We start from the raw sequence: 22,737 nt of genomic DNA on the forward strand, positions 1-22,737 counted from the left end.
CACATGTCGTCACAACGTCACAGCGCCCGAGTCGGGGACGACGTCCTGCTGGACGCCGCGCACAAGTGCGTCCTGCTGGTCGGTGTGCGGCGCACCACGCTGACCGACGTGGCCCGAGAGGCCGGCGTCAGCCGGATGACGCTCTACCGGCGCTTCCCGGACGTGCGCAGCCTCGTCGCGGCCCTGATGACCAGGGAGTTCGGCGCGCTGCTCGGCGAGGTCGGCCCCGGCGAGACGGCTCGGCAGCGGCTGGTCAGCGGGGCCGTCGGGACGGTGCGGCGGCTGCTGGCCAACCCGCTGATGGCGGCCGTCCTGGACCGGGACGCCGAACTGCTGCTGCCGTACGTCGTGGAGCGCCTCGGGGCGACGCAGCGCATTGCCGAGCAGTTCCTGCGGGTCGAACTGGCCGCCGGGCACGAGGACGGCTCCGTCCGCGCCGGTGACCTGGACGTGCAGGCGCGGACCCTGCTGCTGATGGTGCAGTCGTTCGTGCTGTCGGTCCGACCGGCGGTCGCCGGTCTGGCCCCGGACGCCGTCTTCGACGAGTTGGCGACGATGCTCGAAGGAGCGCTGCGACCGTGAACACCTCCCTGAACGCCGGCCGCCGGCTGCGCGAGCTGGCCGAGATCTCCGCCGGCTCGGCAGTCGACGTCCTCGTGGTCGGCGGTGGCGTGACCGGAGCCGGTGTCGCCTTGGACGCCGCCTCACGAGGATTGTCGGTGTGCCTGGTCGAGGCGCACGACCTCGCCTTCGGCACGTCCCGGTGGTCGAGCAAGCTGGTGCACGGCGGGTTGCGGTATCTGGCCCACGGCGAGGTCGGCCTGGCATACGAGAGCGCCGTCGAGCGGGGCATCCTGATGACCCGCACCGCCCCGCACCTCGTCCGGGCGCTGCCGCAACTCGTTGCCCTGCACGGAAAGCAGCGCGGCTCGCTGGTGATGGCCGGGCTCCGGGCCGGTGACGTGCTGCGCCGCGCCGCCGGCACGCCGAAGACGGTCCTCCCGCCGCCGCGACGGATCTCGGCGGCGGAAACCCTTGCCCTGGCGCCGGGCCTGCGCGCCGCGGGGCTCACCGGCGGGCTGTTGTCGTTCGACGGCCAGCTGATCGACGACGCCCGGCTGGTCGTCGCGCTGGCTCGGACCGCCGCCGGCTTCGGCGCCCGCATTCTCACCCGGGCCAAGGTCACCGAGCTGGCCGGCGGCGGCGCGCGGGTCCGCGACACGCTGACCGGCGACGAGTTCGAGGTCAAGGCGCGCAGGGTGATCAACGCGACCGGGGTGTGGGCCGGGCAGCTCGTGCCGTCGGTGCGGCTGCGGCCGTCCCGCGGCTCGCACCTGGTGTTGAGCGCCGACGCCGTGCGGGTCGGGTCGACGTCGCTGACCGTGCCGATCCCGGGCGAGACCAACCGGTTCGTGCTGGTGCTGCCGCAGGCCGACGGCCGGGTCTACGTCGGCCTCACCGACGAGCCGGTCGACGGCCCGCTCCCGGACGTGCCCGACGTGCCGCAGTCCGATGTGGACTTTCTCCTCGATGTCGCTTCCTCGGTGCTGCAACGCCCCCTGACCACCGACGACGTGATCGGCGCTTACGCCGGGTTGCGACCGCTGATCGAGCAGGCGGGTTCGCGCAGCGCCGACCTGTCCCGCAAGCATGCCGTGCTGACCTCCCCGGACGGCGTGATCACCGTCGTCGGCGGCAAGCTGACCACCTACCGCCGAATGGCCGCCGACGCCGTCGACGCCACCGGACTGACGGCAAAACCCTGCCGTACCAAGGACATCCCACTCGTCGGAGCCACCAGGTCCGCCGTCGACGCGCCACCCCGGCTCGTCGCCAAGTACGGCGCCGAGGCGCCGCAGGTGCAGGCGCTGAACCGCCCCGAGCCGGTGTTCGGCGAGGTCACCGCGGCCGAGGTGGTGTGGGCGTACGAGCACGAGGGCGCGCTGGACGCCGACGACGTGCTGGACCGCCGAACCCGGATCGGGCTCGTGCCCGCCGACCGCGAGCGCGCGCTACCCCACCTGACCCGCTGACCCCGCCCCACCCTCCCCTCCTTGTACCTGAGTGGCTTACTTGCTCCCCAGGGCGAAGTAAGCCACTCACGTAGCCCAAGGGTCGCCAGGTTCCCGCCGCGCCTCTTCCCGCCCCGGGCGCGTATCCCGTTGACGATCCGTTGGGTTTTTGCAACACTTCGTTCCGTGAGCCCAGTAAGGCGCGGTAAAGAGCTGCCGATCCACAATCGGCTGCAGGTGCTGCGCGCGGAACGGGGGCTGACCCGGGCACAGCTGGCGGAGCTGGTCGAGGTGAACCCGCAGACCATCGGCGCGCTGGAGCGCGGCGACCACTACCCCAGCCTCGACCTGGCCTTCCGGATCTGCGAGGTGTTCTCGCTGCCGGTCGAGGCGGTGTTCAGCCGCACCCCGTTCCAACCGCTGTCCACCCAGCTGTACGGCAAGGGGGAGTCATGAACACGTTCAAGGATCATTACCACGCGCACCAGGAACGCAGCGCCACGGCGTATTCGACCGCGCTGCCCGGCATGCGCAACCGCCGCACCCGCCGAGTGGCGGTGTCGGCCTGGCTGGTGACCACGATCGCCTTGCTGGCTGTGTGCCCGTTCGCCGGCACGCCGTCGGTGACCTTCGCGGTCTGGGCGGCGCTGCTCGGGATCACGGCCCTGTTGCAAACAGTGCACAAGGTGCTCACGAACAACATCGGGGAGCGGACGGCGCGGCTTTTGGACGAGCGCGAACTCGCGCTGCGCGGCCGGTGCGGCTACGTTGGGTTCCTCGTCGCCGCCTGGAGCCTGGTGATCGCCGCCATGGTGCTCGCGCTGACCCCGCTCAGGGAACAGCAGTTCGGTCCGTTCGCACTGCTGGTCAGCCTCGTGGCACTGGCCAGCAACGTGCCGACCGCGCTGCTGGCCTGGCAGTTGCCGGACGACGAGCCGGACCCGATCGCCGAAGGAGACAGCCGTGGCTGAGGGGGTGCTGGAGATCGACCGGATCTCCAAGCGCTACGGGACCGTGCGCGCGCTGCACGAGATGACCTTCGACGTGCGCGCCGGGGAACTGTTCGGCTTCGTCGGCAGCAACGGCGCCGGCAAGACCACCACCATGCGCATCGCGCTCGGCGTGCTGGCGGCCGACGCGGGCGAGGTCCGGTGGGCCGGCAAGCCGGTGGACCTCGCCACCCGCAGGCGAATCGGCTACATGCCGGAGGAACGCGGGCTGTACCCGAAGATGAAGGCACGCGAACAGCTCGTGTACCTGGCCCAGCTGCACGGCATGTCCGCCGGCGACGCCCGGCGCGCCACCGACGCCTGGATCGACCGGCTCGGGCTGACCGCGCGGCGCGACGACGAGGTGCAGAAGCTCAGCCTGGGCAACCAGCAGCGCGTGCAGCTGATCGCCGCGCTGGTGCACGATCCGGCGGTGCTGGTGCTGGACGAGCCGTTCTCCGGGCTGGACCCGGTGGCCGTGGACGTGATGAGCGAGGTGCTGCGCGAGCAGGCGGATCGCGGCGTGCCGGTGCTGTTCTCCAGCCACCAGCTCGACCTCGTGGAACGGCTGTGCGACCGGGTCGGAATCGTCCGAAATGGACAGATGGTGGCCAGTGGCGGCGTCGCCGAGCTCCGCGAGAGCGGGCCGGTGCGGCTGGTGGTGGACGCCCCCGACGCCGCCGCGGACTGGACAGCCGGGTTGGCCGGCGTGCGCGTGGTCGCCGCCGACGGCGGCCGCACGGTCGTCGAACTCGGCGAGGGCGGCGACGACCAGGAAGTGCTGGCGGCGGCGCTGAAGACCGGGCCGGTGCGGGAGTTCACCCGGCTGCGGCCGAGCCTGACCGAGTTGTTCCGCAACGTCGTGTCCGAACAGGGGGCATCGTGACCACCTCGCGCGTGATCGGCCTGGTCGCGGGCCGCGAGTTCACCACCCGCGTGCGCAGCAAGTCGTTCGTCGTGAGCACGCTGGTGATCCTCGCCGTGATGGGGATGTACGTGGTGCTGTTCACCGTCATCGGCAAGGAGAGCACGGCCAAGATCGGGCTCACCGGACAGGCCACCGCCATGTCCGCGCCGCTCTCGGCCGCCGCCAACCACCTCGGCAAGCAGGTGCAGATCAGCACCGTGGACGACAAGGCCACCGGCCTCCAGCAGGTCCGCGACGGCAAGCTGGACGTGCTGGTGGAGGGCCCGCTCGGCGCGCCGACCGTGGACGTGAAGTCCACTTTGGACCCCGTGTTGCAGAACGTACTGGAGCAACTGGTGCGGGCCCAGGCGATCCAGGCGGTGCTGGCGCAGGCCCAGCTGCCGCCGACCGCGCTGAACGCGGCGCAGAACGCCAAGGTGACCGTCAACGCGCTGGAGCCGCCGGATCCCGAGCAGGCGCAACGGATCGCACTGTCGCTGATCACCGGCATCGTGCTGGTGTTCTCCATCATGGCCTTCGGCACCGCCGTCGCGCAGGGCGTGGTCGAGGAAAAGTCCAGCCGGGTGGTGGAGATCCTGCTGGCCACGATCCGACCATGGCAGCTGCTGGTGGGCAAGGTGCTCGGCATCGGCGTGGTCGGGCTGATGCAGGTCGTGATCATCGCCGCGGTCGGGCTGACCCTGGTCAACACCAGCGGTGTGTTCGCGGTGCCGGCGGTCGCGTTCGGCACCGTGCTCGGCGCGCTCGTCTGGTACGTCCTGGGCTTCTTCCTCTATGCCGCGCTGCTGGCCGCCGCCGGCTCGCTGGTGTCACGGCAGGAGGAGCTCCAGTCGGCGATCACGCCCGTGTCGCTGCTGCCGACGATCGCCTTCGTGGTCGGCGTGAACCTGCTGATTCCCAACCCCACCAACACGGTCAGCACCGTGCTGTCGCTGATCCCGCTGTTCACGCCGACCCTGATGCCCAGCCGGATCGCGCTCGGCGTCGCCCCCGCGTGGCAGGTCGCGCTGGCGGTGGTGCTGATGATCGCCGCGATCGCGCTGGTCACCTGGCTGGCCGGGCGGATCTACCGCAACGCGGTGCTGCAGACCGGCGGGCGGGTCCGACTGCTGGACGCGCTCAGGTCGTCCTGATCGCGTCGTACCGGTCGAGGGACACCCGGCGCTCGTGGGCGTGGTCCACGATGGGCGCCGGGTAGTCCTTCGGCAGCTTGTCCAGCTTGTGCACGGCTTTTCCTTGGACACCACGGAGTTCCGGCACGTACTTGCGGACGTAGTCGCCGCCCGCGTCGAACTTCTCGCCCTGGGTGACCGGGTTGAAGATCCGGAAGTACGGGGCCGCGTCGGTGCCGCAGCCGGCCACCCACTGCCAGTTGAGCTGGTTGGAGGCCAGGTCGCCGTCGACCAGGTGGCGCATGAAGTGCCTCGCGCCCCACCACCACGGCACGTGCAGGTCCTTCACCAGGAAGCTGGCGACGATCATGCGGACCCGGTTGTGCATCCAGTCCTCGGCCAGCAGCTGCCGCATGCCGGCGTCCACGATCGGGTAGCCGGTGCGGCCCGCGCACCAGGCCTCGAACCGTTCCCGGGCCGCCTGTCCGGTGTCGTGCTCGAACCTGTCGAACTTGCGGTCGTAGTTCTCGCGGGCGGTGTTCGGCTGGTGCCACAGCACGTCCGCGTAGAACTCCCGCCAGGCCAGCTCGGAGCGGAAGGTCTCGTTGCCGGGCCTTATATCCGCCAGCAGTGTGCGCGGATGCAGGCACCCCCAGTGGAGGTACGCCGACAGGCGGCTGGTTCCGTTGCGGTCCGGCCGGTCCCGGTCCGTGTCGTAGTCGGCCAGGACGCCGTCGCGAAAGTCCTGCCAGGCCTCAAGAGCGGCTTCCTCGCCGGCGTGGTGTTTCGACTTGCCGGCCGGGATCTTCTCGCCGCCCTTGAGGGACATCCACCGTGCACTGTCCACACCGGACTGTGCCGGCTTGCGCCAGCCGTGGTCCAGCCAGGCCGTCCGGAACGGCGTGAACACCCGGTACGGCTCGCCGTCCTGCTTGCGCACCCGGCCCGGCGTCACCGCGTACGGCGATCCCGTGCGGACGAAATCGATGTTCCCCAACGCCTTGCGCACTCGCTCGTCCCGCTCCCGCCCGTACGGCCCGGCGTCGGCCGACACGTGCACGCTGCCGGCTTCGATCTTCTTCGCGATCTCCGGCAGCACTCGCTCGGGGTCCCCGCGCGCGACGTGCAGGCGGCCGCCGAGGTCGTGGTCGAGGGCGCGCAGGCAGTCGTACAGGAACCGGCGCCGCGGCTCTCCCGCCGGCTTCAACAGCCGGTCGTCCAGCACGAACAGCGGTAACACCTCACCGCTGTCGGCGGCCGCCAGCAGCGCCGGGTGATCGGACAGCCGCAGATCGCGGCGGAACCACATGATCGCGGGCGGGCTCATGCCTTCCGACGCTACGGTGATGGCGTACTGGCCGCAGAGCGGGGAGGGACATGGGCGTCGCCGTCTCCGACCGGCGCACGGTGTACACGCACTCCACCGCCGGCCTGCTGTTCGGCCTGTTCGGCGGGGTCGTCAGCGCCTTCTTCGCCTACTTCGTGACGATCACCCCCGGCGGGGCGTTCCTGCTCGACGTCGGCGCCACGTTCGGCGACCTGACCCGGCTCGCCGACATCCCACCGCTGCGCTGGCCCGTGGTCGTGCTGGACCCGGCGCTGCCGGTGCTGGAGCTGATGGTCGTGCCCCTGTGCAGCCTGTCCGCCGCCCGCCACGTCGGCCCGTCCCTGATCAGCCGCCCCCGGCTGCTGTGGATCGGCCTGTTCGGCCTGGTCCTGGCGTTGGGCGTGCTGACCACCGGCACCGTCCCCGAGCAGGCCCACTGGCTCGGCCTGGTGATCGTGCTGGTGGCGCTGTCCCTCCCCCACCACCCCGACCCCCGCTGAGTCAACCCCCTGATGTCAGGAAGGGACCATTCCTGACGTTGAACGTCAGGAATGGTCCCTTCACGCAGCTCCGGTGGACCGGTTCAGCGATCGATTCAGCCCAAAAACGATCAGCGCTCGTCGATCGGCACGAAGTTGCGCTCGGCCGGGCCGACGTAGAGCTGGCGCGGGCGGCCGATCTTGGTGGCCGGGTCCTTCATCATCTCGCGCCAGTGGGCGATCCAGCCGGGCAGCCGGCCGAGCGCGAACAGCACCGTGAAGAACTTCGTCGGGAAGCCCATCGCCCGGTAGATCAGGCCGGTGTAGAAGTCCACGTTCGGGTACAGCTTGCGCTCGACGAAGTAGTCGTCCGCCAGGGCGGTCTCCTCGAGCTTCTTGGCGATGTCCAGCAGCTGGTCGTCGCCGCCCAGCTTGCTGAGGATCTCGTCGGCGGTCTTCTTGATGATCGCCGCGCGCGGGTCGTAGTTCTTGTAGACCCGGTGGCCGAAGCCCATCAGGCGGACGCCGTCCTCCTTGTTCTTCACCTTGCGCACGAACGACTCGACGTCGCCGCCGTCCTGCCGGATCTTCTCCAGCATCTCCAGCACCGCGCTGTTGGCGCCGCCGTGCAGCGGGCCGAACAGGGCGTTGATGCCGGCGGAGATGCTGGCGAACAGGTTGGCCTCGGACGAGCCGACCAGCCGCACCGTCGAGGTGGAGCAGTTCTGCTCGTGGTCGGCGTGCAGGATGAACAGCAGGTCCAGCGCGCGGACCAGGGCGGGGTCCACGTCGTAGTCCTCGGCCGGCAGGCCGAAGGTCATCCGGAGGAAGTTCTCCACCAGGCCCAGCTTGTTGTCCGGGTAGAGGAACGGCTGGCCGATCGACTTCTTGTACGCGTACGCGGCGATCGTCGGCAGCTTGGCCAGCAGCCTTATCGTGGAGATCTCGACCTGGTTGTCGTCGAACGGGTTCAGGCTGTCCTGGTAGAACGTGGACAGCGCGGACACCGCCGAGGACAGCACGGGCATCGGGTGCGCGTCGCGCGGGAAGCCGTCGAAGAACCGCTTGAGGTCCTCGTGCAGCAGGGTGTGTCGACTGATCTGCCGGCTGAACTCCTCGACCTGGGCCTGCGTCGGGAGCTCGCCGTAGATGAGCAGGTAGCTGACTTCGATGAAGTTGGACCGCTGCGCCAACTGCTCGATCGGATAACCACGGTAACGCAGAATGCCGGCGTCACCGTCGATGTAGGTGATCTCGGAAGAGCATGAAGCGGTGTTCACGAATCCGGGGTCGAGGGTTACCATCCCGGTTTTCGCGAGGAGTTTGCCGAGATCTATGCCGGGTGCGCCCTCAGTCGGGAGCGACACACCCATCTCGTGCTCTCCGCCCGCATAGTGCAGCGCGACGGTACGGAGGTCGGTATTCGGCGCAGTCGTCGCGTCGGGCATCAAAATCCCTCTCACGCTCAGACGGGGCAGCCGCTGGGCTCACAGCGAAGGTGTCGAGCGAGCGCACGGAACCGGGGTGACCGCACCGCAGCACCGCCCCGTTGGGGTCCTGTCGACTGCCACGCTAGTAGCCCTCGAGCCCGGCGCACAGCGCGGCGGGTGTGCTGTTGCGTGCGATGGGACAGGTATCACACGATGTCCGGAGCCATCCGGGTCACGATCGGGACACATCGCCGCCGCCGCCGTGGCGTGCGACACGTCGGGCCCGGTCCCACCCGCTGACCGCACCCGCGCGGGTTTCCACCGGACGGAGGAGCCAGCTGGGCCGTCCGGGTGAGACTGTACACCCGCTGTGCGGGTTACCGACACGTCTCGTGACGACATGTCGACACATTCGTGTAGCCACGAAAGGCTGGCATCGGAGTTACTTTTGTTCTAGCGGCCGCGTTTGGCAGAAAACAATTCTCCACACGAGGCGGAGGTTTGAGAAATGATCGTCATCGGTTTGGGTCTCGGTCTTTCCCTCGGCGCGTGGTGGTGGCATCACCACTGCTGGTGAGACATTTCCGCGCTGCGGGGCGGTTCGGCCCCGGCACGGGAAACGGTGATCGCGGCGGCGGCTCCGGCAAAGGCCAGGGCCGTCCGCCACTGGAGGTCGGTCAGCGCCGCGACGCCGTCCTTCGACAGTGCGCCGTGACGGTGCAGCCACGCCAGTAGCGCGCCCTGCACCGTGTCGCCCGCGCCGATCGTGTCCACCACGTCGACGCGGACCGGCGGCACCTCGACGAGCTGGCCGTCACCCGACAGCACGGCCAGCCCGTCGCCGCCGCGGGTGATCACCACCGCGGCCGGCCCGATCTTCTGCCACGCACGGATTTCCGTCATCACGTCGGCGTCGCCCGCCAGCCACTGAGCGTCCTCGATGGACACCTTGAGCAGGCCCACGTCCGGCAGCCACGACCGGAACCGCTCACGGTAGGCGTCGGCGTCCGGGATGAGCACCGGGCGGATGTTCGGGTCCAGCGCGGTCAGTCGGCCGAGGCCGGATTCCCGGCGCAGCAACGATTCGTACACGGAGGCGCCCGGCTCCAGCACCATCGACAGCGTGCCGAAGGAGACCGCCTGCGCCGCGGCCGGCAGCGGACCGGGGTCGGTGACCAGGCGGTCGGCGGTTCCTTCGACGTAGAAGCCGTAGCGGGCGGAGCCGTCCGGCGCCAGGCCGACGACCGCCAGCGTGGTCGGTTCGGGGCCCCGCTGGACGAGGCTCACGTCTACCTGCGCGTCCTTGAGCCGGGCCACCAGGGCGTCGCCGAAGGTGTCGGTGGAGACCCGGGACAGGAAGGCCACTGGCGCGTCCAGCCGGCCCGCCGCGATCGCCACGTTGTACGGGCCGCCGCCGAGCTGCGGCAGCATCGCGCCACCCGTCGTCGGAACCAGGTCGACCAGCGCCTCACCAGCGACGACGATCACGCGTACTCCTCTGTCAACGTTGTCACGGCCGCGAGCCGGCTCATGCTAACGCCGTGAAAGCGCCCTTCCTACACTCCGAGTAGAGGAACGGTCCGTTCCGAACCTCTCAGGCGCTCGGGGAGAGGCCGCCGAGGAGGAACTCGGCGAGGGCCTCGAACGCCTCCGCGTCCGACAACCCCGTGCGCTTGGCGATCACGCCGAGGTGGATGTGCTCGATGGTCAGCCCGACCATCTCCGACACCAGGGCGGCGTGCACGTCCCGGAACTCGCCGAGCTTGACACCCTCGGCGATCAGCGACCGGATGCGCGCGGCGGCGGCGCGGGCGTTGAGCTCGTAGACGGCGCGGGCGGGCGGGAAGGCCGCGATGTCGGCGATGAACTCCCGGCTGGCCGGCCGCAGCTCGTCGGCGGCGGCGGACAGGTAGTCGCCGATGCGGGCGCGCACGTCGGCGACCTCGGCGATGCGCTCCTCGATGCGTGAGGTCGCCTTCTTGAAGAAGTGGCTGACGACCTGCACGGACAGCTGCTCCTTGCTGGGCGCGAGGGCGTACAGGGTGGACTTGGAGCAGCGCATGCGGGCGGCCAGGTCGTCCAGGGTGAAGCCGGCGAAGCCCTCCGCCAGGAACAGCTCCTCCAGCCGGTTGAGCAGGTCGGACTGGCGCGCCGTGAGGGTTCGCCGGCGCGGCAGAGCGGTGACTTGGGACCTGGTCATGGTGTGGAGACTGCCACAAACTCTCCAGTAGTACTCCAGTACGTCCCAGAGTACTGTTTTGAGTACCGAACCCACGACCTGGGAGCGTGCCATGCCCGCCGAGCGCCTGCTGCCCACCACGGAGGCCGAGGACCTGATCTCACTGGTCAGGGAGATCTGCCGGGACGAACTCGCGCCACGAGCGTCCGCCGACGAGGAGGCGGGCCACTTCCCGCGCGAGGCGATCCGGCTGCTCGGCAAGACCGGTCTGCTCGGCCTGCCGTACCCGGAGGAACTGGGCGGCGGCGGCCAGCCGTACGAGGTGTACCTCCAGGTGCTGGAGGAGATCGCGGCCAGCTGGCTGACCGTGGCCGAGGCGATCTCCGTGCACGTGATGTCCTGCTACCCGCTGGCCACGTTCGGCAGCGACGAGCAGCGCGAGCGCTGGCTGCCGGACATGATCGGCGGCGACCTGCTCGGCGCGTACGCGCTGTCGGAGCCGCAGGCCGGCTCGGACCCGGCCGGCATGACCACGCGGGCGGTCCGCGACGGCAACGACTACGTCCTCAACGGCACCAAGGCGTGGATCACGCATGCCGGCGTGGCCGACTTCTACACGGTGATGGCCCGCACCGGCGAGGTGTCGTGCTTCCTCGTGGACGGCAAGTCGGAGGGACTGTCGGCGGCCGAGCGCGAGCGGACCATGGGCCTGACCGGGTCACCGGTGGCGCAGCTGCGTTTCGACGACGTGCGGGTGCCGGCCGAGCGCCGCATCGGCAACGAGGGCAGCGGCCTGAAGTTCGCACTGTCCGCTTTGGACTCCGGCCGGCTCGGGATCGCCGCCTGCGCGGTCGGTCTGGCCCAGGCGGCGCTGGACGAGGCCGTCAACTACGCCCGCGAGCGCCGGCAGTTCGGCCGGCCGATCATCGAGTTCCAGGGCATGGAGTTCCTGCTGGCCGACATGGCCGCCGCGGTGGAGTCGGCCCGGGCCACCTACCTGGAGGCGGCGCGGCGGCGGGACCGCAAGCTGCCGTTCAGCCGGCAGGCCTCGATCGCCAAGCTGGTCGCCACCGACGCCGCGATGAAGGTGACCACGGACGCCGTGCAGGTGCTCGGCGGGGCCGGGTACACCCGGGACTTCCCCGCCGAGCGCTACATGCGCGAGGCGAAGGTGCTGCAGATCTTCGAGGGCACGAACCAGATCCAGCGCATGGTGATCGGCCGGCACCTGGCCCGGGTCTGAACGGATGGTCGCCATCGCCCGGAGAAGCGCGGGTTCGCGCGGCAAAGGCGCTGCTAGCCGCGGTAGTACGGGTTCTCGGTGACGCCCTCACCGGTCGCCTCGTCGAAGTGGTAGACCGAGCGGCCCTGGATGAACACGCGCAGCGCGCGGCTCATCACGTCCAGCGGGTCGCCGGACCAGATCACCACGTCGCCGTCGAGGCCGGGCTTGAGCGAGCCGACCCGGTCGTCGAGGCCGAGGATGTGGGCCGGGTTGGCGGTGATCGCACGCAGCGCGGTGTCGCTGTCCAGCCCCTCCTTGACCGCCAGCGTCGCCTGGTGCACCAGGAAGTGGATCGGCACCACCGGGTGGTCGGTCATGATCGCCAGCTCGACGCCGGCCCGGGCCAGGATGCCGGGGTTGCGCAGCGACCGGTTGCGCAGCTCCACCTTGGACCGGCTGGTGAACAGCGGTCCGATGATCACCGGAATGTTCTTCTCCGCCACCAGGTCCGCGATCAGGTGCGCCTCGGTGCCGTGGTTGATCACGAGCCGGTAGCCGAACTCCTCGGACAGCCGGATCGCGGTGGCCACGTCGTCGGCGCGGTGGGTGTGCTGGCACCACGGCAGCTCGCCGTCGAGCACCCTGACCAGGATCTCGTTGTTGGCGTCCCGCTCGAACGGCTTGTTCTGGGCGGCCGCGTGGTCCCGCTTCGCCTTGTAGTCCTGCGCCTTGGTCAGCGCCTCGCGGATCACCGCGGCGACGCCGAGGCGGGTGCTCGGCGTGACCTTCTTGTCGCCGTACACCCGCTTGGGGTTCTCGCCGAGCGCGCTCTTCACGCTGACCGGCTCGCGCAGCACCATCTCGTCGACGGTCCGGCCCCAGCACTTCACGGCGACGGTCTGGCCGCCGATCGGGTTGCCGGAGCCGGGCTTGATCACCGCCGTGGTGACGCCGCCGGACAGCGCGTCCGCGAACGCCAGGTCGGCCGGGTTGATGCCGTCCAGCGCGCGGAACCGGGCCCCGACCGGGTCGGTCATCTCGTTGGTGTCCTCGCCGGCCCAGCCCTCGGACTCCTCGGACACGCCGAGGTGCCCGTGCGCCTCGACGAACCCGGGCAGCACCCAGGAGCCGGCCGCGTCGACCACCTCGACGTCGTCGGGCACGTCGACGTCGGCGTCCGGGCCGACGGCGGCGATCCGCCCGTCCATGATCAGGACTGTTCCGCCGTCGATGGGATCGCCGTCGACCGGCACCACGTATCCGCCTGTGATCGCCACGTTCATGATTCGCAATGCTAACGGTCTCGGGCGGGTTGACCAGGCTTACTTCGGCAGCAGTCCCCAGCGGGCCGACCACGCCTCGCCGGGCGCGATCGTGATCAGGTCGACGCCGGAGTTCAGCGCGTCCGGCGGGCAGGTCATCGGCTCGATCGCGACGGCCCGGCCACGGCCCAGGAAGTCGTCCGCGGTGTAGACCTGAACCCATTTGAAGGCCGGGTCGGCCCACACCTCGACGCTGCCGTCCGGCCCGGCCAGGCGGTGCCGGACCAGGCCGTCCGCGCCGGGCTCACAGCCGCCGAACGCGTCGTCCAGGTCGACCCCGCGCAGCGACTTCGGCTTGGTGAAGTCCAGCTCGGTGCCGGCCAGCGGCACCGGCGGACCGTCCGGGGTCATGGTCTGCGGGCTCAGCGGCAGGTGCGTGCTCGCGCCCAGGTGCAGTGTGCAGTCGTCGGTGGCCGAGCGGCCCGCCCGCGGGTACGGGTGCGTGCCCACGCCGAACGGCACCGGGCGATCGCCCACGTTCGTGACTCCGTGCGTGACGGTCAGGCCGCGCTCGTCCAACGCGTAGCTGATCGTCACCCGGAGCGGCACCGGCCAGCCCGGCTCGGCCGGCAGGTCGATGCCCAGCGAGATCAGCGAGCCGGTGTGGTTGATCACCTGCCAGGGCAGCTTGCGGACCAGGCCGTGGATGGCGTTGCCCCGCTCCGGCTCGGTCAGCTCCAGCTGCTCAGTGCCGCCCTCGAACGGCCAGCTGCCGCCGCGCACCCGGTTGGGCCAGGGCACCAGGACCGCGCCCGAGCCCATCGGCGGGTGCGTGTCGTCGGGATAGCTCTCGACATAGTCGACGCCCGCGACCGTGTAGGTCCGCAGGCTCCCCCCTATCTCGGTGACGACCGCGCGGGCGTGGCCGTAGGTGATCTCGAACTGGGCGCCTGTGGGACCGCTCACCCGTGCGAGCTTAGAGGTCCGACGCGGGACCTCGTAACGATCGGCTCACCGATCGGGGCCGAACACAACACGGTTCGGCTTCACCCGACCGGCGTATCTAGGGTTGTGCACGTGGCGATCAGCATCGTGGACGCACCGACGAACCTGGGCCTGCGCCCACCTGCGCCCGGAGTGGTGCCCGGCTGCGCGAAGGCGCCCGCGGCGCTGCGCGAGGCCGGGCTGCTCGACCGGCTCGCCGCCGCCGACGCCGGCGCCCTCGTCGCTCCCCGCTACGACCTGGGCGGATGGCAGCCCGGGGACGGTGTTTTCCACGCGCAGCAGATCGTCTCGTACTCCCGTCGCATCGCCGACCGCGTCGCCGGCCTGATCGGCCACACCTTCCCGCTGGTGCTCGGCGGGGACTGCTCCGTGCTGCTCGGCACCGGCCTCGCGCTGCGGGAACGGGCGATGGCCGAGGGTCGCCGCTACGGGCTGGCCTTCGTCGACGGGCACAGCGATTTCCGGCACCCGGGCAACTCGTCCGACATCGGCGCGGCCGCCGGCGAGGACCTTGCCCTGGCCACCGGCCGTGGCCAGGCCGACGTGGCGTCCCGGCTGTTCGAGGACGCCGACGTGGTGGTGCTCGGCATCCGTGAGGACGACGAGGGCCGGGCCGAGCTGGCGTCCTCCGGCATCGGCCACCGGACCGCGCTGGAGATCCGCAAGGCCGGCGCGGCCGAGTCGGCGGAGTGGGCGCGGCGGCGGCTGGACGAGCTGGACGGCTTCTGGGTGCACCTCGACGTGGACGTGCTGGACCCGGCGGTGATGCCCTGCGTCGACTCGCCCGATCCGGACGGGTTGGAACACGCCGAGCTGGCGGAGTTGCTGGCCGGGCTCACCGTCGCGCCGGGCTGTCTCGGCGTCGAGGTGACGGTGTTCGACCCCGACTTGGACCCCGACGGCACCTATGCCAAGGCCCTCGTCGACACCCTCGCCCGCGGCTTGGCCCCACGCGTCTCCTGAACCCCCGCGAGTCCTAACCCCGGCGAGTCACGCTCTCAGGCACACCGAATGTCACTCTGAGACAGGTGCCCGGTAGCGCCACATCGCCGGCAGCGCGACCGCGGCGACGGCGATCGCGATCAGCACGGCGACGCCGCCGCCGGAGACCGCCACGGTCGTGCCGACGGCGGCGCCGGCGGTGCCGTGCAGCACGTCGGCGAGGCGAGGTCCGCCTGCGACGACAACCGTGAAGACGCCCTGCATCCGCCCCCTCATGTCGTCCGTGGCGGCGGCCTGCAGGATCGCGCCGCGGAACACCATGCTCACCATGTCGGCGGCGCCGGCCAGGGCCAGGAACACCACGGCCAGCCACAGAGACGACGACAGGCCCAGGCCGATGATCGCCACGCCCCAGGCCGCGACTGCGGCCCAGACGGCGACACCGTGCCGGGTGATCCGGGACAGCCAGCCGGACATCAGCCCGAACAGCAGCGCCCCGAGCGGGATGGCGGCGAACAACCAGCCCAGCGCCGGCCCGCCGCCGGCCGGGTCGTGGAAGGTCCGCTCGGCCATCTCCGGGAACAGCGCCCGCGGCATGCCGAACACCATCGCCACGATATCGGCCAGGAACGACGCCAGCAGCACGCTTTTCGTTGACAGGTAACGGAATCCGTCGATGACCGAGCGCAGGCCGGCGGTGCGGCGGACGCCGTCCAGCGGCGGCAGCGCCGGCAGCTTCCACACCGCCCACAGCGTGGCGGTGAGGCCGATGGCGTCGATCAGGTACAGCGTGGACAGTCCCAGCACGGGGATCAGCGCGCCGGCCAGCATCGGCCCGAGCACCGCGCCGAAGGACTGCACGGTGGAGCCGAGCGCGTTGGCCGACGGCAGCATCTCGAGCGGCACCAGCCGGGCGATGGACGCGCTGCGAGCCGGCATGTTGACGGCGAAGAACGCCTGCTGCAGGCCCAGCAGCACGAGCACGACGGTGACCGAGCCCATGGCGGTGAGCGCTTGCAGCCAGAGCAGCACGGAGACCACGGCGATGCCGGTGTTGGTGATCAGCAGCAGCTTGCGCCGGTCCATCACGTCGGCGACGGCGCCGCCCCACAGGCCGAACACCAGCAGCGGGACGAGCGCCACCGCCCCAGCCACTCCGACGTACGCCGACGAGCCGGTGAGGTCGTAGACCTGCTTGGGCACCGCGACGGCGGTCAGCTGGCTGCCGATGGCGGTGATCACGGTGGACAGCCAGAGGCGGCGGTACGCCAACACCTTGAGCGGCCTGGTGTCGAGCACCAGTTTGGCCAGTAGGCCCCGTCTCGGGGGCGCGGAGGTGGTGTCAGCAGCCGTCACGGGTCGTTAGTTTAGAATAACTAACGACCCGTGCGAGTGTGATTCTTCACGGCGCCAGCCGCTCGACCTGCCAGGCGTCGCCGACCAGGTGGTAGCGCAGCCGGTCGTGCATCCGGTCCTGCCGGCCCTGCCAGAACTCGACCATCTCCGGCCGGATCCGCCAGCCGCCCCAGTGCGGCGGCACCGGTACTCGCTCGGCGTCGGCGAACTGCCGGTTGATGTTGGCCAGCGCGCTGTCCAGCACCGCGCGGTCGCGCACCACCCGGGACTGCGGCGACGCCCACGAGCCCAGCTGCGACCCGCGCGGCCGGGTGCGCCAGTACTCGGCGGTCTCCGCCGGGTCCACCTTCTCCACGGTGCCGCGGATCGTGGCCTGCCGCTGCATCGCCAGCCACGGGAAGGTCGCCGACGCGTAGCGGGTCGCTCGCAGGTCGTGGCTCTTGTTGGAGGTGTAGTTCGTGTAGAACACCAGCCCGCGCGCGTCCAGACCCTTCGCCAGCACCGTGCGCGAGGACGGCCGGCCCTCGGGGTCGGCGGTGGCCAGCACCATCGCGTTCGGCTCGGCCAGACCGGCCCTCGTCGCCTCGTCCAGCCACTGCCCCAGCTGCTCGTGCCAGGTGCCGGCTAGATCGAGTTCGGTCAGCGAGCCCTGCTCGTAGGACACGCGCATCGCGGGAAGCGCGATGTTGGTCTCGGACTGGGTTTCCGGCATAGCGGCCTCCGCGCGGAAGAGCACTCGTGGTACCAACCGTGTTCGTCGGAAGGTACGGGGTTTGTCGGCAAACCGGAACCGCTCGCGAGGTGACGGTGAACACCCGGCGAAGTGATCACGAACGGGAATTGGCCACGCAGCGGTTCGGGATCGAAAAAGTGATCAATTCAGAAGCCGGCGTCCACTGTGGAAAGTCCGGGATGACCGGCCACCGCCGCGGCCAGCCGCCGCTGCGCGGTGACCGCGTCCCGAGCCAGCGCCGTCGCCAGCGAACCGCCCCGGGCCAGCGGAGCCAACGACCACCAGTCGCCGCTCCGCGCCGCGGCCGCGTCCTCCCCCCAAACCAGCAGCTCAGTGGCCAGAACGCGGTGCCCGGCGAGGTACGCGGCACTGGCGCTGAGCGCGGGATCGCCGACGTCGATGCGCTGCCGCAGCAGCGGCGTGCCGCCGCGGACGACCTCGACGGTGCTGTCCAGATCGCCGGGCGGCTCGCCGACGCGGCCGAGCACCAGAACCTCGCGGCAGCGCAGCCGGGCCGAGTCGGCGAGGTCGGCCGCGAAGGCCGAGCTGTGTGACGCCCGCGACGTGACGACCGTCGGTTCGGGCAGGAATTCGAGAGCTGCGTTGACATCGATGTCCACATGGATCGAGGCGTGGCTCCGCTCACCGCGATGGCCGGGCAGCGCGAGCGTGGCGGCGATGCCGCGCAGCTGCAGCTTCGCGCCGGGGCCGACGCTCACCGCCAGCGAGAGGTCGTCGCCGCCGAGCGGGGCGGTGGCGGAGCTCACCAGGTGGACGACGGCGGTGTCGGCGCCGCGCCGCAGCAGGTTTCGTTGCGGCAGCAGCGTCCACGGCGCGGCGGAGCGCAGTTCCGATAGGACGGTGCGGCCGTCGCGGAGCTCGGCGACGAGCCGGGCGCGGGCCCGCATCAGGGCAGCTGCTTGCGCACCCAGTCGGCCACCTCGGGCGCGTCCGGGGTGCGGGTGAGCGACTGGGTGATCACCGGCAGCCGATGGTTGCGCATCCGGTGCGCGTCGGCGGTCATCACGTCGAGATCCGCGCCGACCAACTCGGCCAGGTCGATCTTGTTGATCACCAGCAGGTCCGCGGTGGTGACGCCGGGCCCGCCCTTGCGTGGCACCTTGTCGCCGCCGGCCACGTCCACCACGAACACCTGCCGGTCCACCAGGCCGCGGCTGAAGGTGGCGGTCAGGTTGTCGCCGCCGCTCTCGATGATCACGAGATCGAGGCCCGGGAAACGCTCCTCCAGCACCTCGACGGCGTCCAGGTTGGCGCTGATGTCGTCGCGGATCGCGGTGTGCGGGCAGCAGCCGGTCTGCACCGCCTCGATCCGCGCCGGGTCGAGCACACCGGCCCGGCGCAGGAAGTCGGCGTCCTCGGTGGTGTAGATGTCGTTCGTCACGACGGCGAGTTCGAGCTCACCGCCGAGCGCCCGGCACAGGGCGGCGACCAGGGCCGTCTTGCCGCTGCCGACCGGGCCGCCGATGCCGATCCGAACGGCGCGGTTCGCGGCCGGCGGCGCCTCGTGGTGGTCGTGCGCGGTGACCGTGGGGTCGAACGAGACCGGGTGCTCGTGGTCAGCTGACAAAGAGACGCACCTCCTGCTGGTGGATCCGGGCGTGGGAGTCGGCGAACAGGTCCAGCGCGGGCGCGCCGAGCATCGGCAGCCCCTTGACCGCCTCCTCGACAACCGCGGCAAGGTCCATCCGCGCGACAACGGCGTTGACCCGGAACGGATCGAGTCCGAGCAGCCGCACCGCCGCGCTGGCCGGCCCGCTCACCGAGAGGTAGGCGGCGCATTCCGCCGCCTCCTCAGCTGTCCCGCCGGCGACGTGGACCAGCGCGCCGATGGCAATGGCGTGGTGTGGCTGGGAAAGCGCGTCGAGCCGTGGCGAGGGCCAGGCCACCCGGCCGGCCCGCAACGTGCTCTTGCCCTGGGCGCGGGAGGCGGCCCGCTGCGCCGGCGACGGTGTCCGAGCGTCCAGTTCAACGTCCAAAGTGGACCAGTCGCCGTCCACCGCCGCGGCGGCAAAGGCCGCTGACACCAGGCCGTTGGTACGCAGCCGGCCGGCCAGGAACGACTCCAGGCTGTTCTCGTCGGTGATCAGCCCGCGCGCCGCCGCCTCCTCGACGCCGCCGGAGTGCGCGTGCCCGCCGCCCGGGAACCGGGAATCGGCCAGCACGAGCAGCACGGCCGACATCAGAACAGGAAGTAGCGTTGGGACATGGGCAGTTCCGTCACGGGATGCGGCTCGACCAGCTCACCGTCCACGTGCACCGCGAAGCTGTCGGGGTCGACCGTCACCCGCGGCAGCGTGTCGTTGCGGATCATGTCCGCCTTGCCCCGCCGCCGCGTGTCGGCAACCGGGAGCAACGGCCGTGACAGCCCCAGCTTCTCCGCCAGACCGTCGTCGATAGCCGCCTGCGACACGAAATGCACGCTGCTCGCCGCCGCAACCCGTGGCGCCGCACCGAACATCGGCCGCGCCAGCACCGGTTGCGGCGTCGGGATGGAGGCGTTCGCGTCGCCCATCGCCGCCCACGCCGCGAAGCCGCCCTTCAGCACCATGTGCGGCCGCACGCCGAAGAACTTCGGCTCCCACAGCACGAGATCCGCCAGCTTGCCGACCTCCACCGACCCCACCTCGTGGTCGATGCCGTGCGCGATCGCCGGGTTGATCGTGTACTTGGCCACGTAGCGCTGCGCCCGCTCGTTGTCCGCTCTGTATTTCCCTCCCTGGGAAACACCGCGCCGCGACTTCATCACGTGCGCGGTCTGCCAGGTCCGGATGATCACTTCGCCGATCCGGCCCATCGCCTGCGAGTCGGAACTGATCATCGAGATGGCGCCGATGTCGTGCAGCAGGTCCTCGGCCGCGATGGTGGTCGGCCGGATCCGGCTCTCCGCGAAGGCCAGGTCCTCGGGCACCGACGGGTTGAGGTGGTGACAGACCACCAGCATGTCCAGGTGCTCGTCGAGGGTGTTCACGGTGTGCGGCCGGGTCGGGTTCGTCGACGAGGGCAGCACGTTCGGCTCGCCGACCACCTTGATGATGTCCGGCGCGTGCCCGCCGCCGGCGCCCTCGGTGTGGTAGGCGTTGATCGACCGGCCACCGATCGCGTCCACTGTGGACTCGACGAAGCCGGCCTCGTTCAACGTGTCGGTGTGGATCGCCACCTGCACGCCGGACGCGTCGGCCACCCGCAGCGCCGCGTCGATCACCGCCGGCGTGGTGCCCCAGTCCTCGTGCAGCTTGAAGCCGCCGGCGCCGCCGCGAAGCTGCTCCCACAGGCCTTCTTCGCTGACGGTGTTGCCCTTGCCCAGCAAGAGAACGTTGACCGGCTGGTAGTCCATCGACGCCAGCATCCGCGCCAGATTCCACGATCCCGGCGTCACCGTGGTCGCCTTGGTTCCCTCGGCCGGCCCGGTGCCGCCGCCGATCAACGTGGTCAGGCCGGCGGCGAGGGCCTGGTCCACCAGCTGCGGGCAGATGAAGTGCACGTGGCAGTCGATGCCGCCGGCCGTGAGGATCTTGCCGTTGCCGGCCACGACCTCCGTCGACGGGCCGATCACCAGCGCCGGGTCGACGCCGTCCATGGTGTCCGGGTTGCCGGCCTTGCCGATGCCGACGATGCGCCCGTCGCGGATGCCGACGTCCGCCTTGACCACGCCCCAGTGGTCCAGGATCACCGCACCGGTGATCACCACGTCCGGCGCGCCCTCGGCGCGGGTGGCCATGCCCTGGCCCATCGACTCGCGGATCACCTTGCCGCCGCCGAACACCACCTCGTCGCCCGAGCCCGCGCCCCGGCTGCGATCCTCGGTGACTTCGATCAGCAAGTTGGTGTCGGCCAGCCGGATCTTGTCGCCGGTCGTCGGGCCGAACAGCTCCGCGTACCGGTGCCGGTCGATGCTCGTCACAGTGCCCCCGACCATTCCCGGCGCAGCCCCGGCACCACCCGGTTGCCGGCGATCGGCACCAGCGTCACCTCGCGCTCCACCCCCGGCTCGAACCGGACAGAAGTGCCCGCCGGCACGTCCAACCGCTTGCCCCAGGCGGCTTTCCGGTCGAACTCCAGCCCCGGATTGACCGCCGCGAAGTGGTAGTGCGAGCCGACCTGCACCGGCCGGTCCGCCGTGTTGACGACCGTCAGCACCGTGCGCTCCCGCCCCGGGTTCAGCGCCACCGGCTCGTCGCCCGGAATGATCTCGCCTGGAATCATCGGCACCTCACGCGATCGGGTCGTGCACGGTGACCAGCTTCGTGCCGTCCGGGAACGTGGCCTCCACCTGCACCGAGTCCAGCATCTCCGGAACGCCCGGCTGGACCTGGTCGCGGCGCAGCACCTGCCGGCCGCTGGCCATCAGCGCCGACACCGACTCGCCGTCCCGCGCGCCCTCCAGCACGTGGTCGGTGATCAGCGCGACCGCCTCCGGGTAGTTGAGCAGCACTCCGCGGTCCAGCCGCCGGCGGGCCACGTCCGCGGCGACGTGCACCAGCAGCTTGTCCCGTTCGTGCGGCGTCAGGTGCATGGCAAGAGATCTAACACGCGGTGAGCGTCCTGTGGCGACGGCTACATGATGTTTACCTGCGATTGCCGATCAGCCGCCGGAGGTGCAGGGTTGCGCCATGGAGGACGGATTCCGGCCGGGGCTTGAGGGTGTTGTCGCTTTTCGGACGGAGATCGCCGAGCCCGACCGCGACGGCGGCGCGCTGCGCTACCGCGGGGTGGACATCGAGGATCTCGCCGGACGCGTGACGTTCGGCAATGTGTGGGCGCTGCTCGTGGACGGCCGGTTCGGGCCGGGGCTGCCGCCGGCGGAGCCGTTCCCGATCCCCGTGCACACCGGGGACGTCCGGGTCGACGTGCAGGCCGCGCTGGCCATGCTCGCGCCCATCTGGGGCTACCAGCCGCTGCTGGACATCACCGACGAGCAGGCCCGGGAGCAGCTCGCCCGCGCCTCCGTCATGGCCCTGTCGTACGTGGCGCAGTCCGCCCGTGGCATCGGGCGGCCCGCCGTGTCGCAGCGGCGGATCGACGAGTCGAGCACCATCACCGAGCGGTTCATGACCCGCTGGCGCGGCGAGCCCGATCCCGCGCACGTCAAGGCCGTCGACGCCTACTTCGTGTCCGCCGCCGAGCACGGCATGAACGCCTCCACCTTCACCGCCCGGGTCATCGCCTCCACCGGCGCCGACGTGGCCGCGTCCATGTCCGGCGCCATCGGCGCCATGTCCGGGCCCCTCCACGGCGGCGCCCCCGCCCGGGTGCTGCCCATGATCGAGGAGGTCGAACGCGTCGGCGACGCCCGTGCCGTCGTCGCCGGCATCCTCGACCGGGGTGAGCGGCTCATGGGCTTCGGGCACCGCGTCTACCGCGCCGAGGACCCTCGCGCCCGCGTCCTCCGCCGTACCTGCCGTGAACTCGGCGCCGCCCGCTACGAGGTCGCCAACGCCCTGGAGCAGGCGGCGTTGGCCGAGCTCCGCTCCCGGCGTCCCGACCGGGCCATCGAGACCAACGTCGAGTTCTGGGCCGCCGTGATCCTCGACTTCGCCGAGGTCCCGCCGCACATGATGCCCGCGATGTTCACCTGCGCCCGGACCGCCGGCTGGTGCGCCCACATCCTCGAGCAGAAGCGCACCGGCCGCCTCGTCCGCCCCTCCGCCGAGTACATCGGCCCCGCCGCCCGCACCCCCGAGGAGGTCGAGGGCTGGGACTCCATCGCCCACGCCTGACGTCCCCAGATCACCCCATC

General features: G+C 70.9%; 24 protein-coding genes. 10 read left to right on the forward strand and 14 right to left on the reverse strand.

Translation table 11 applies throughout. The features are described from left to right. The first annotated feature begins 3 nt into the window (after window positions 1-3). The 6 genes from BJ998_RS16115 (at window position 4) to BJ998_RS16140 (ending at window position 5,062) form a co-directional block, all read left to right on the forward strand. Window positions 4-582 carry a TetR/AcrR family transcriptional regulator gene (locus BJ998_RS16115; RefSeq protein ID WP_184862541.1) on the forward strand — a complete coding sequence of 193 codons (579 nt, stop codon included), beginning with the start codon at window positions 4-6 and terminating at the stop codon, window positions 580-582. After that, complete coding sequence (locus BJ998_RS16120) at window positions 579-2,033, forward strand: glycerol-3-phosphate dehydrogenase/oxidase (protein ID WP_184862543.1); 1,455 nt, start codon at window positions 579-581, stop codon at window positions 2,031-2,033. The genes BJ998_RS16115 and BJ998_RS16120 overlap by 4 nt, the downstream gene beginning before the upstream one ends. A 165-nt stretch (window positions 2,034-2,198) precedes the next feature. Continuing rightward, window positions 2,199-2,468 (forward strand): helix-turn-helix transcriptional regulator, encoded by a 270-nt coding sequence (locus BJ998_RS16125; RefSeq protein WP_184862545.1) that lies wholly within the window; start codon window positions 2,199-2,201, stop codon window positions 2,466-2,468. Further along, window positions 2,465-2,983, forward strand: a complete 519-nt coding sequence (locus BJ998_RS16130) for a hypothetical protein (RefSeq protein ID WP_184862547.1) — start codon at window positions 2,465-2,467, stop codon at window positions 2,981-2,983. Before BJ998_RS16125 ends, BJ998_RS16130 begins: the two co-directional genes overlap by 4 nt. Continuing rightward, complete coding sequence (locus BJ998_RS16135; RefSeq protein ID WP_184862549.1) at window positions 2,976-3,887, forward strand: ABC transporter ATP-binding protein; 912 nt, start codon at window positions 2,976-2,978, stop codon at window positions 3,885-3,887. Before BJ998_RS16130 ends, BJ998_RS16135 begins: the two co-directional genes overlap by 8 nt. Beyond that, entirely contained in the window at window positions 3,884-5,062 is a 1,179-nt protein-coding gene (locus BJ998_RS16140) for an ABC transporter permease (protein ID WP_184862551.1), read from the forward strand. Before BJ998_RS16135 ends, BJ998_RS16140 begins: the two co-directional genes overlap by 4 nt. Here BJ998_RS16140 and BJ998_RS16145 read toward each other — a convergent pair. Then, complete coding sequence (locus BJ998_RS16145; RefSeq protein WP_184862552.1) at window positions 5,049-6,368, reverse strand: cryptochrome/photolyase family protein; 1,320 nt, start codon at window positions 6,366-6,368, stop codon at window positions 5,049-5,051. The two genes, BJ998_RS16140 and BJ998_RS16145, sit on opposite strands and share 14 nt — an antisense overlap. A 50-nt stretch (window positions 6,369-6,418) precedes the next feature. Between BJ998_RS16145 and BJ998_RS16150 the strand changes: the two genes are divergently transcribed. Then, a complete protein-coding gene (locus BJ998_RS16150; protein WP_184862555.1) occupies window positions 6,419-6,868 on the forward strand; it encodes a hypothetical protein in 450 nt (149 codons plus the stop codon). Window positions 6,869-6,978: 110 nt separating this feature from the next. On the opposite strand, the gene BJ998_RS16155 is transcribed toward BJ998_RS16150, so the two are convergent. The 3 genes from BJ998_RS16155 to BJ998_RS16165 all read right to left on the reverse strand — a co-directional run bounded on the left by BJ998_RS16155 (window position 6,979) and on the right by BJ998_RS16165 (window position 10,477). Further along, a complete protein-coding gene (locus tag BJ998_RS16155; RefSeq protein WP_184862557.1) occupies window positions 6,979-8,295 on the reverse strand; it encodes a citrate synthase in 1,317 nt (438 codons plus the stop codon). Between the two features lie 543 nt (window positions 8,296-8,838). Then, window positions 8,839-9,765: a carbohydrate kinase family protein gene (locus BJ998_RS16160; RefSeq protein ID WP_184862559.1), complete on the reverse strand. Its 927-nt coding sequence runs from the start codon at window positions 9,763-9,765 to the stop codon at window positions 8,839-8,841. 106 nt (window positions 9,766-9,871) lie between these two features. Continuing rightward, window positions 9,872-10,477, reverse strand: a complete 606-nt coding sequence (locus BJ998_RS16165; protein ID WP_184862561.1) for a TetR/AcrR family transcriptional regulator — start codon at window positions 10,475-10,477, stop codon at window positions 9,872-9,874. Between the two features lie 91 nt (window positions 10,478-10,568). Here BJ998_RS16165 and BJ998_RS16170 point away from each other — a divergent pair, with 91 nt between their 5' ends. Continuing rightward, window positions 10,569-11,699, forward strand: a complete 1,131-nt coding sequence (locus BJ998_RS16170; RefSeq protein ID WP_184862563.1) for an acyl-CoA dehydrogenase family protein — start codon at window positions 10,569-10,571, stop codon at window positions 11,697-11,699. A 53-nt stretch (window positions 11,700-11,752) separates the two neighbouring features. Here BJ998_RS16170 and BJ998_RS16175 read toward each other — a convergent pair whose 3' ends face one another. Both BJ998_RS16175 and BJ998_RS16180 read right to left on the reverse strand, forming a co-directional pair. Continuing rightward, a complete protein-coding gene (locus BJ998_RS16175; protein WP_184862565.1) occupies window positions 11,753-12,964 on the reverse strand; it encodes an amidohydrolase in 1,212 nt (403 codons plus the stop codon). A gap of 39 nt (window positions 12,965-13,003) precedes the next feature. Then, a complete protein-coding gene (locus tag BJ998_RS16180) occupies window positions 13,004-13,909 on the reverse strand; it encodes an aldose 1-epimerase family protein (RefSeq protein ID WP_184862567.1) in 906 nt (301 codons plus the stop codon). A gap of 111 nt (window positions 13,910-14,020) precedes the next feature. Here BJ998_RS16180 and BJ998_RS16185 point away from each other — a divergent pair, with 111 nt between their 5' ends. Then, window positions 14,021-14,911: an arginase family protein gene (locus BJ998_RS16185; RefSeq protein ID WP_312890142.1), complete on the forward strand. Its 891-nt coding sequence runs from the start codon at window positions 14,021-14,023 to the stop codon at window positions 14,909-14,911. 51 nt (window positions 14,912-14,962) lie between these two features. On the opposite strand, the gene BJ998_RS16190 is transcribed toward BJ998_RS16185, so the two are convergent. The 8 genes from BJ998_RS16190 to BJ998_RS16225 form a co-directional block, all read right to left on the reverse strand. Then, complete coding sequence (locus BJ998_RS16190; protein ID WP_184862571.1) at window positions 14,963-16,246, reverse strand: MFS transporter; 1,284 nt, start codon at window positions 16,244-16,246, stop codon at window positions 14,963-14,965. 46 nt (window positions 16,247-16,292) lie between these two features. After that, window positions 16,293-16,958 carry a pyridoxamine 5'-phosphate oxidase gene (gene pdxH / locus BJ998_RS16195; RefSeq protein ID WP_184862574.1) on the reverse strand — a complete coding sequence of 222 codons (666 nt, stop codon included), beginning with the start codon at window positions 16,956-16,958 and terminating at the stop codon, window positions 16,293-16,295. 167 nt (window positions 16,959-17,125) lie between these two features. Then, window positions 17,126-17,887 (reverse strand): urease accessory protein UreD, encoded by a 762-nt coding sequence (locus tag BJ998_RS16200; RefSeq protein WP_184862576.1) that lies wholly within the window; start codon window positions 17,885-17,887, stop codon window positions 17,126-17,128. Continuing rightward, entirely contained in the window at window positions 17,887-18,567 is a 681-nt protein-coding gene (gene ureG, locus BJ998_RS16205) for an urease accessory protein UreG (RefSeq protein ID WP_184862577.1), read from the reverse strand. Before ureG ends, BJ998_RS16200 begins: the two co-directional genes overlap by 1 nt. Further along, complete coding sequence (locus BJ998_RS16210) at window positions 18,557-19,180, reverse strand: urease accessory protein UreF (protein WP_184862579.1); 624 nt, start codon at window positions 19,178-19,180, stop codon at window positions 18,557-18,559. The genes ureG and BJ998_RS16210 overlap by 11 nt, the downstream gene beginning before the upstream one ends. Then, entirely contained in the window at window positions 19,180-20,901 is a 1,722-nt protein-coding gene (locus tag BJ998_RS16215) for an urease subunit alpha (protein WP_184862581.1), read from the reverse strand. Before BJ998_RS16215 ends, BJ998_RS16210 begins: the two co-directional genes overlap by 1 nt. Beyond that, complete coding sequence (locus BJ998_RS16220; protein WP_184862583.1) at window positions 20,898-21,203, reverse strand: urease subunit beta; 306 nt, start codon at window positions 21,201-21,203, stop codon at window positions 20,898-20,900. Before BJ998_RS16220 ends, BJ998_RS16215 begins: the two co-directional genes overlap by 4 nt. A 7-nt stretch (window positions 21,204-21,210) precedes the next feature. Continuing rightward, complete coding sequence (locus BJ998_RS16225) at window positions 21,211-21,513, reverse strand: urease subunit gamma (protein WP_184862585.1); 303 nt, start codon at window positions 21,511-21,513, stop codon at window positions 21,211-21,213. A 97-nt stretch (window positions 21,514-21,610) separates the two neighbouring features. Between BJ998_RS16225 and BJ998_RS16230 the strand changes: the two genes are divergently transcribed. Beyond that, the gene (locus BJ998_RS16230) at window positions 21,611-22,717 is read left to right on the forward strand and encodes a citrate synthase 2 (protein WP_184862587.1); all 1,107 of its coding nucleotides are present in this window, start codon (window positions 21,611-21,613) and stop codon (window positions 22,715-22,717) included. Window positions 22,718-22,737 lie beyond the last annotated feature (20 nt).

Source organism: Kutzneria kofuensis (genome assembly GCF_014203355.1).
GTDB lineage: Bacteria > Actinomycetota > Actinomycetes > Mycobacteriales > Pseudonocardiaceae > Kutzneria > Kutzneria kofuensis.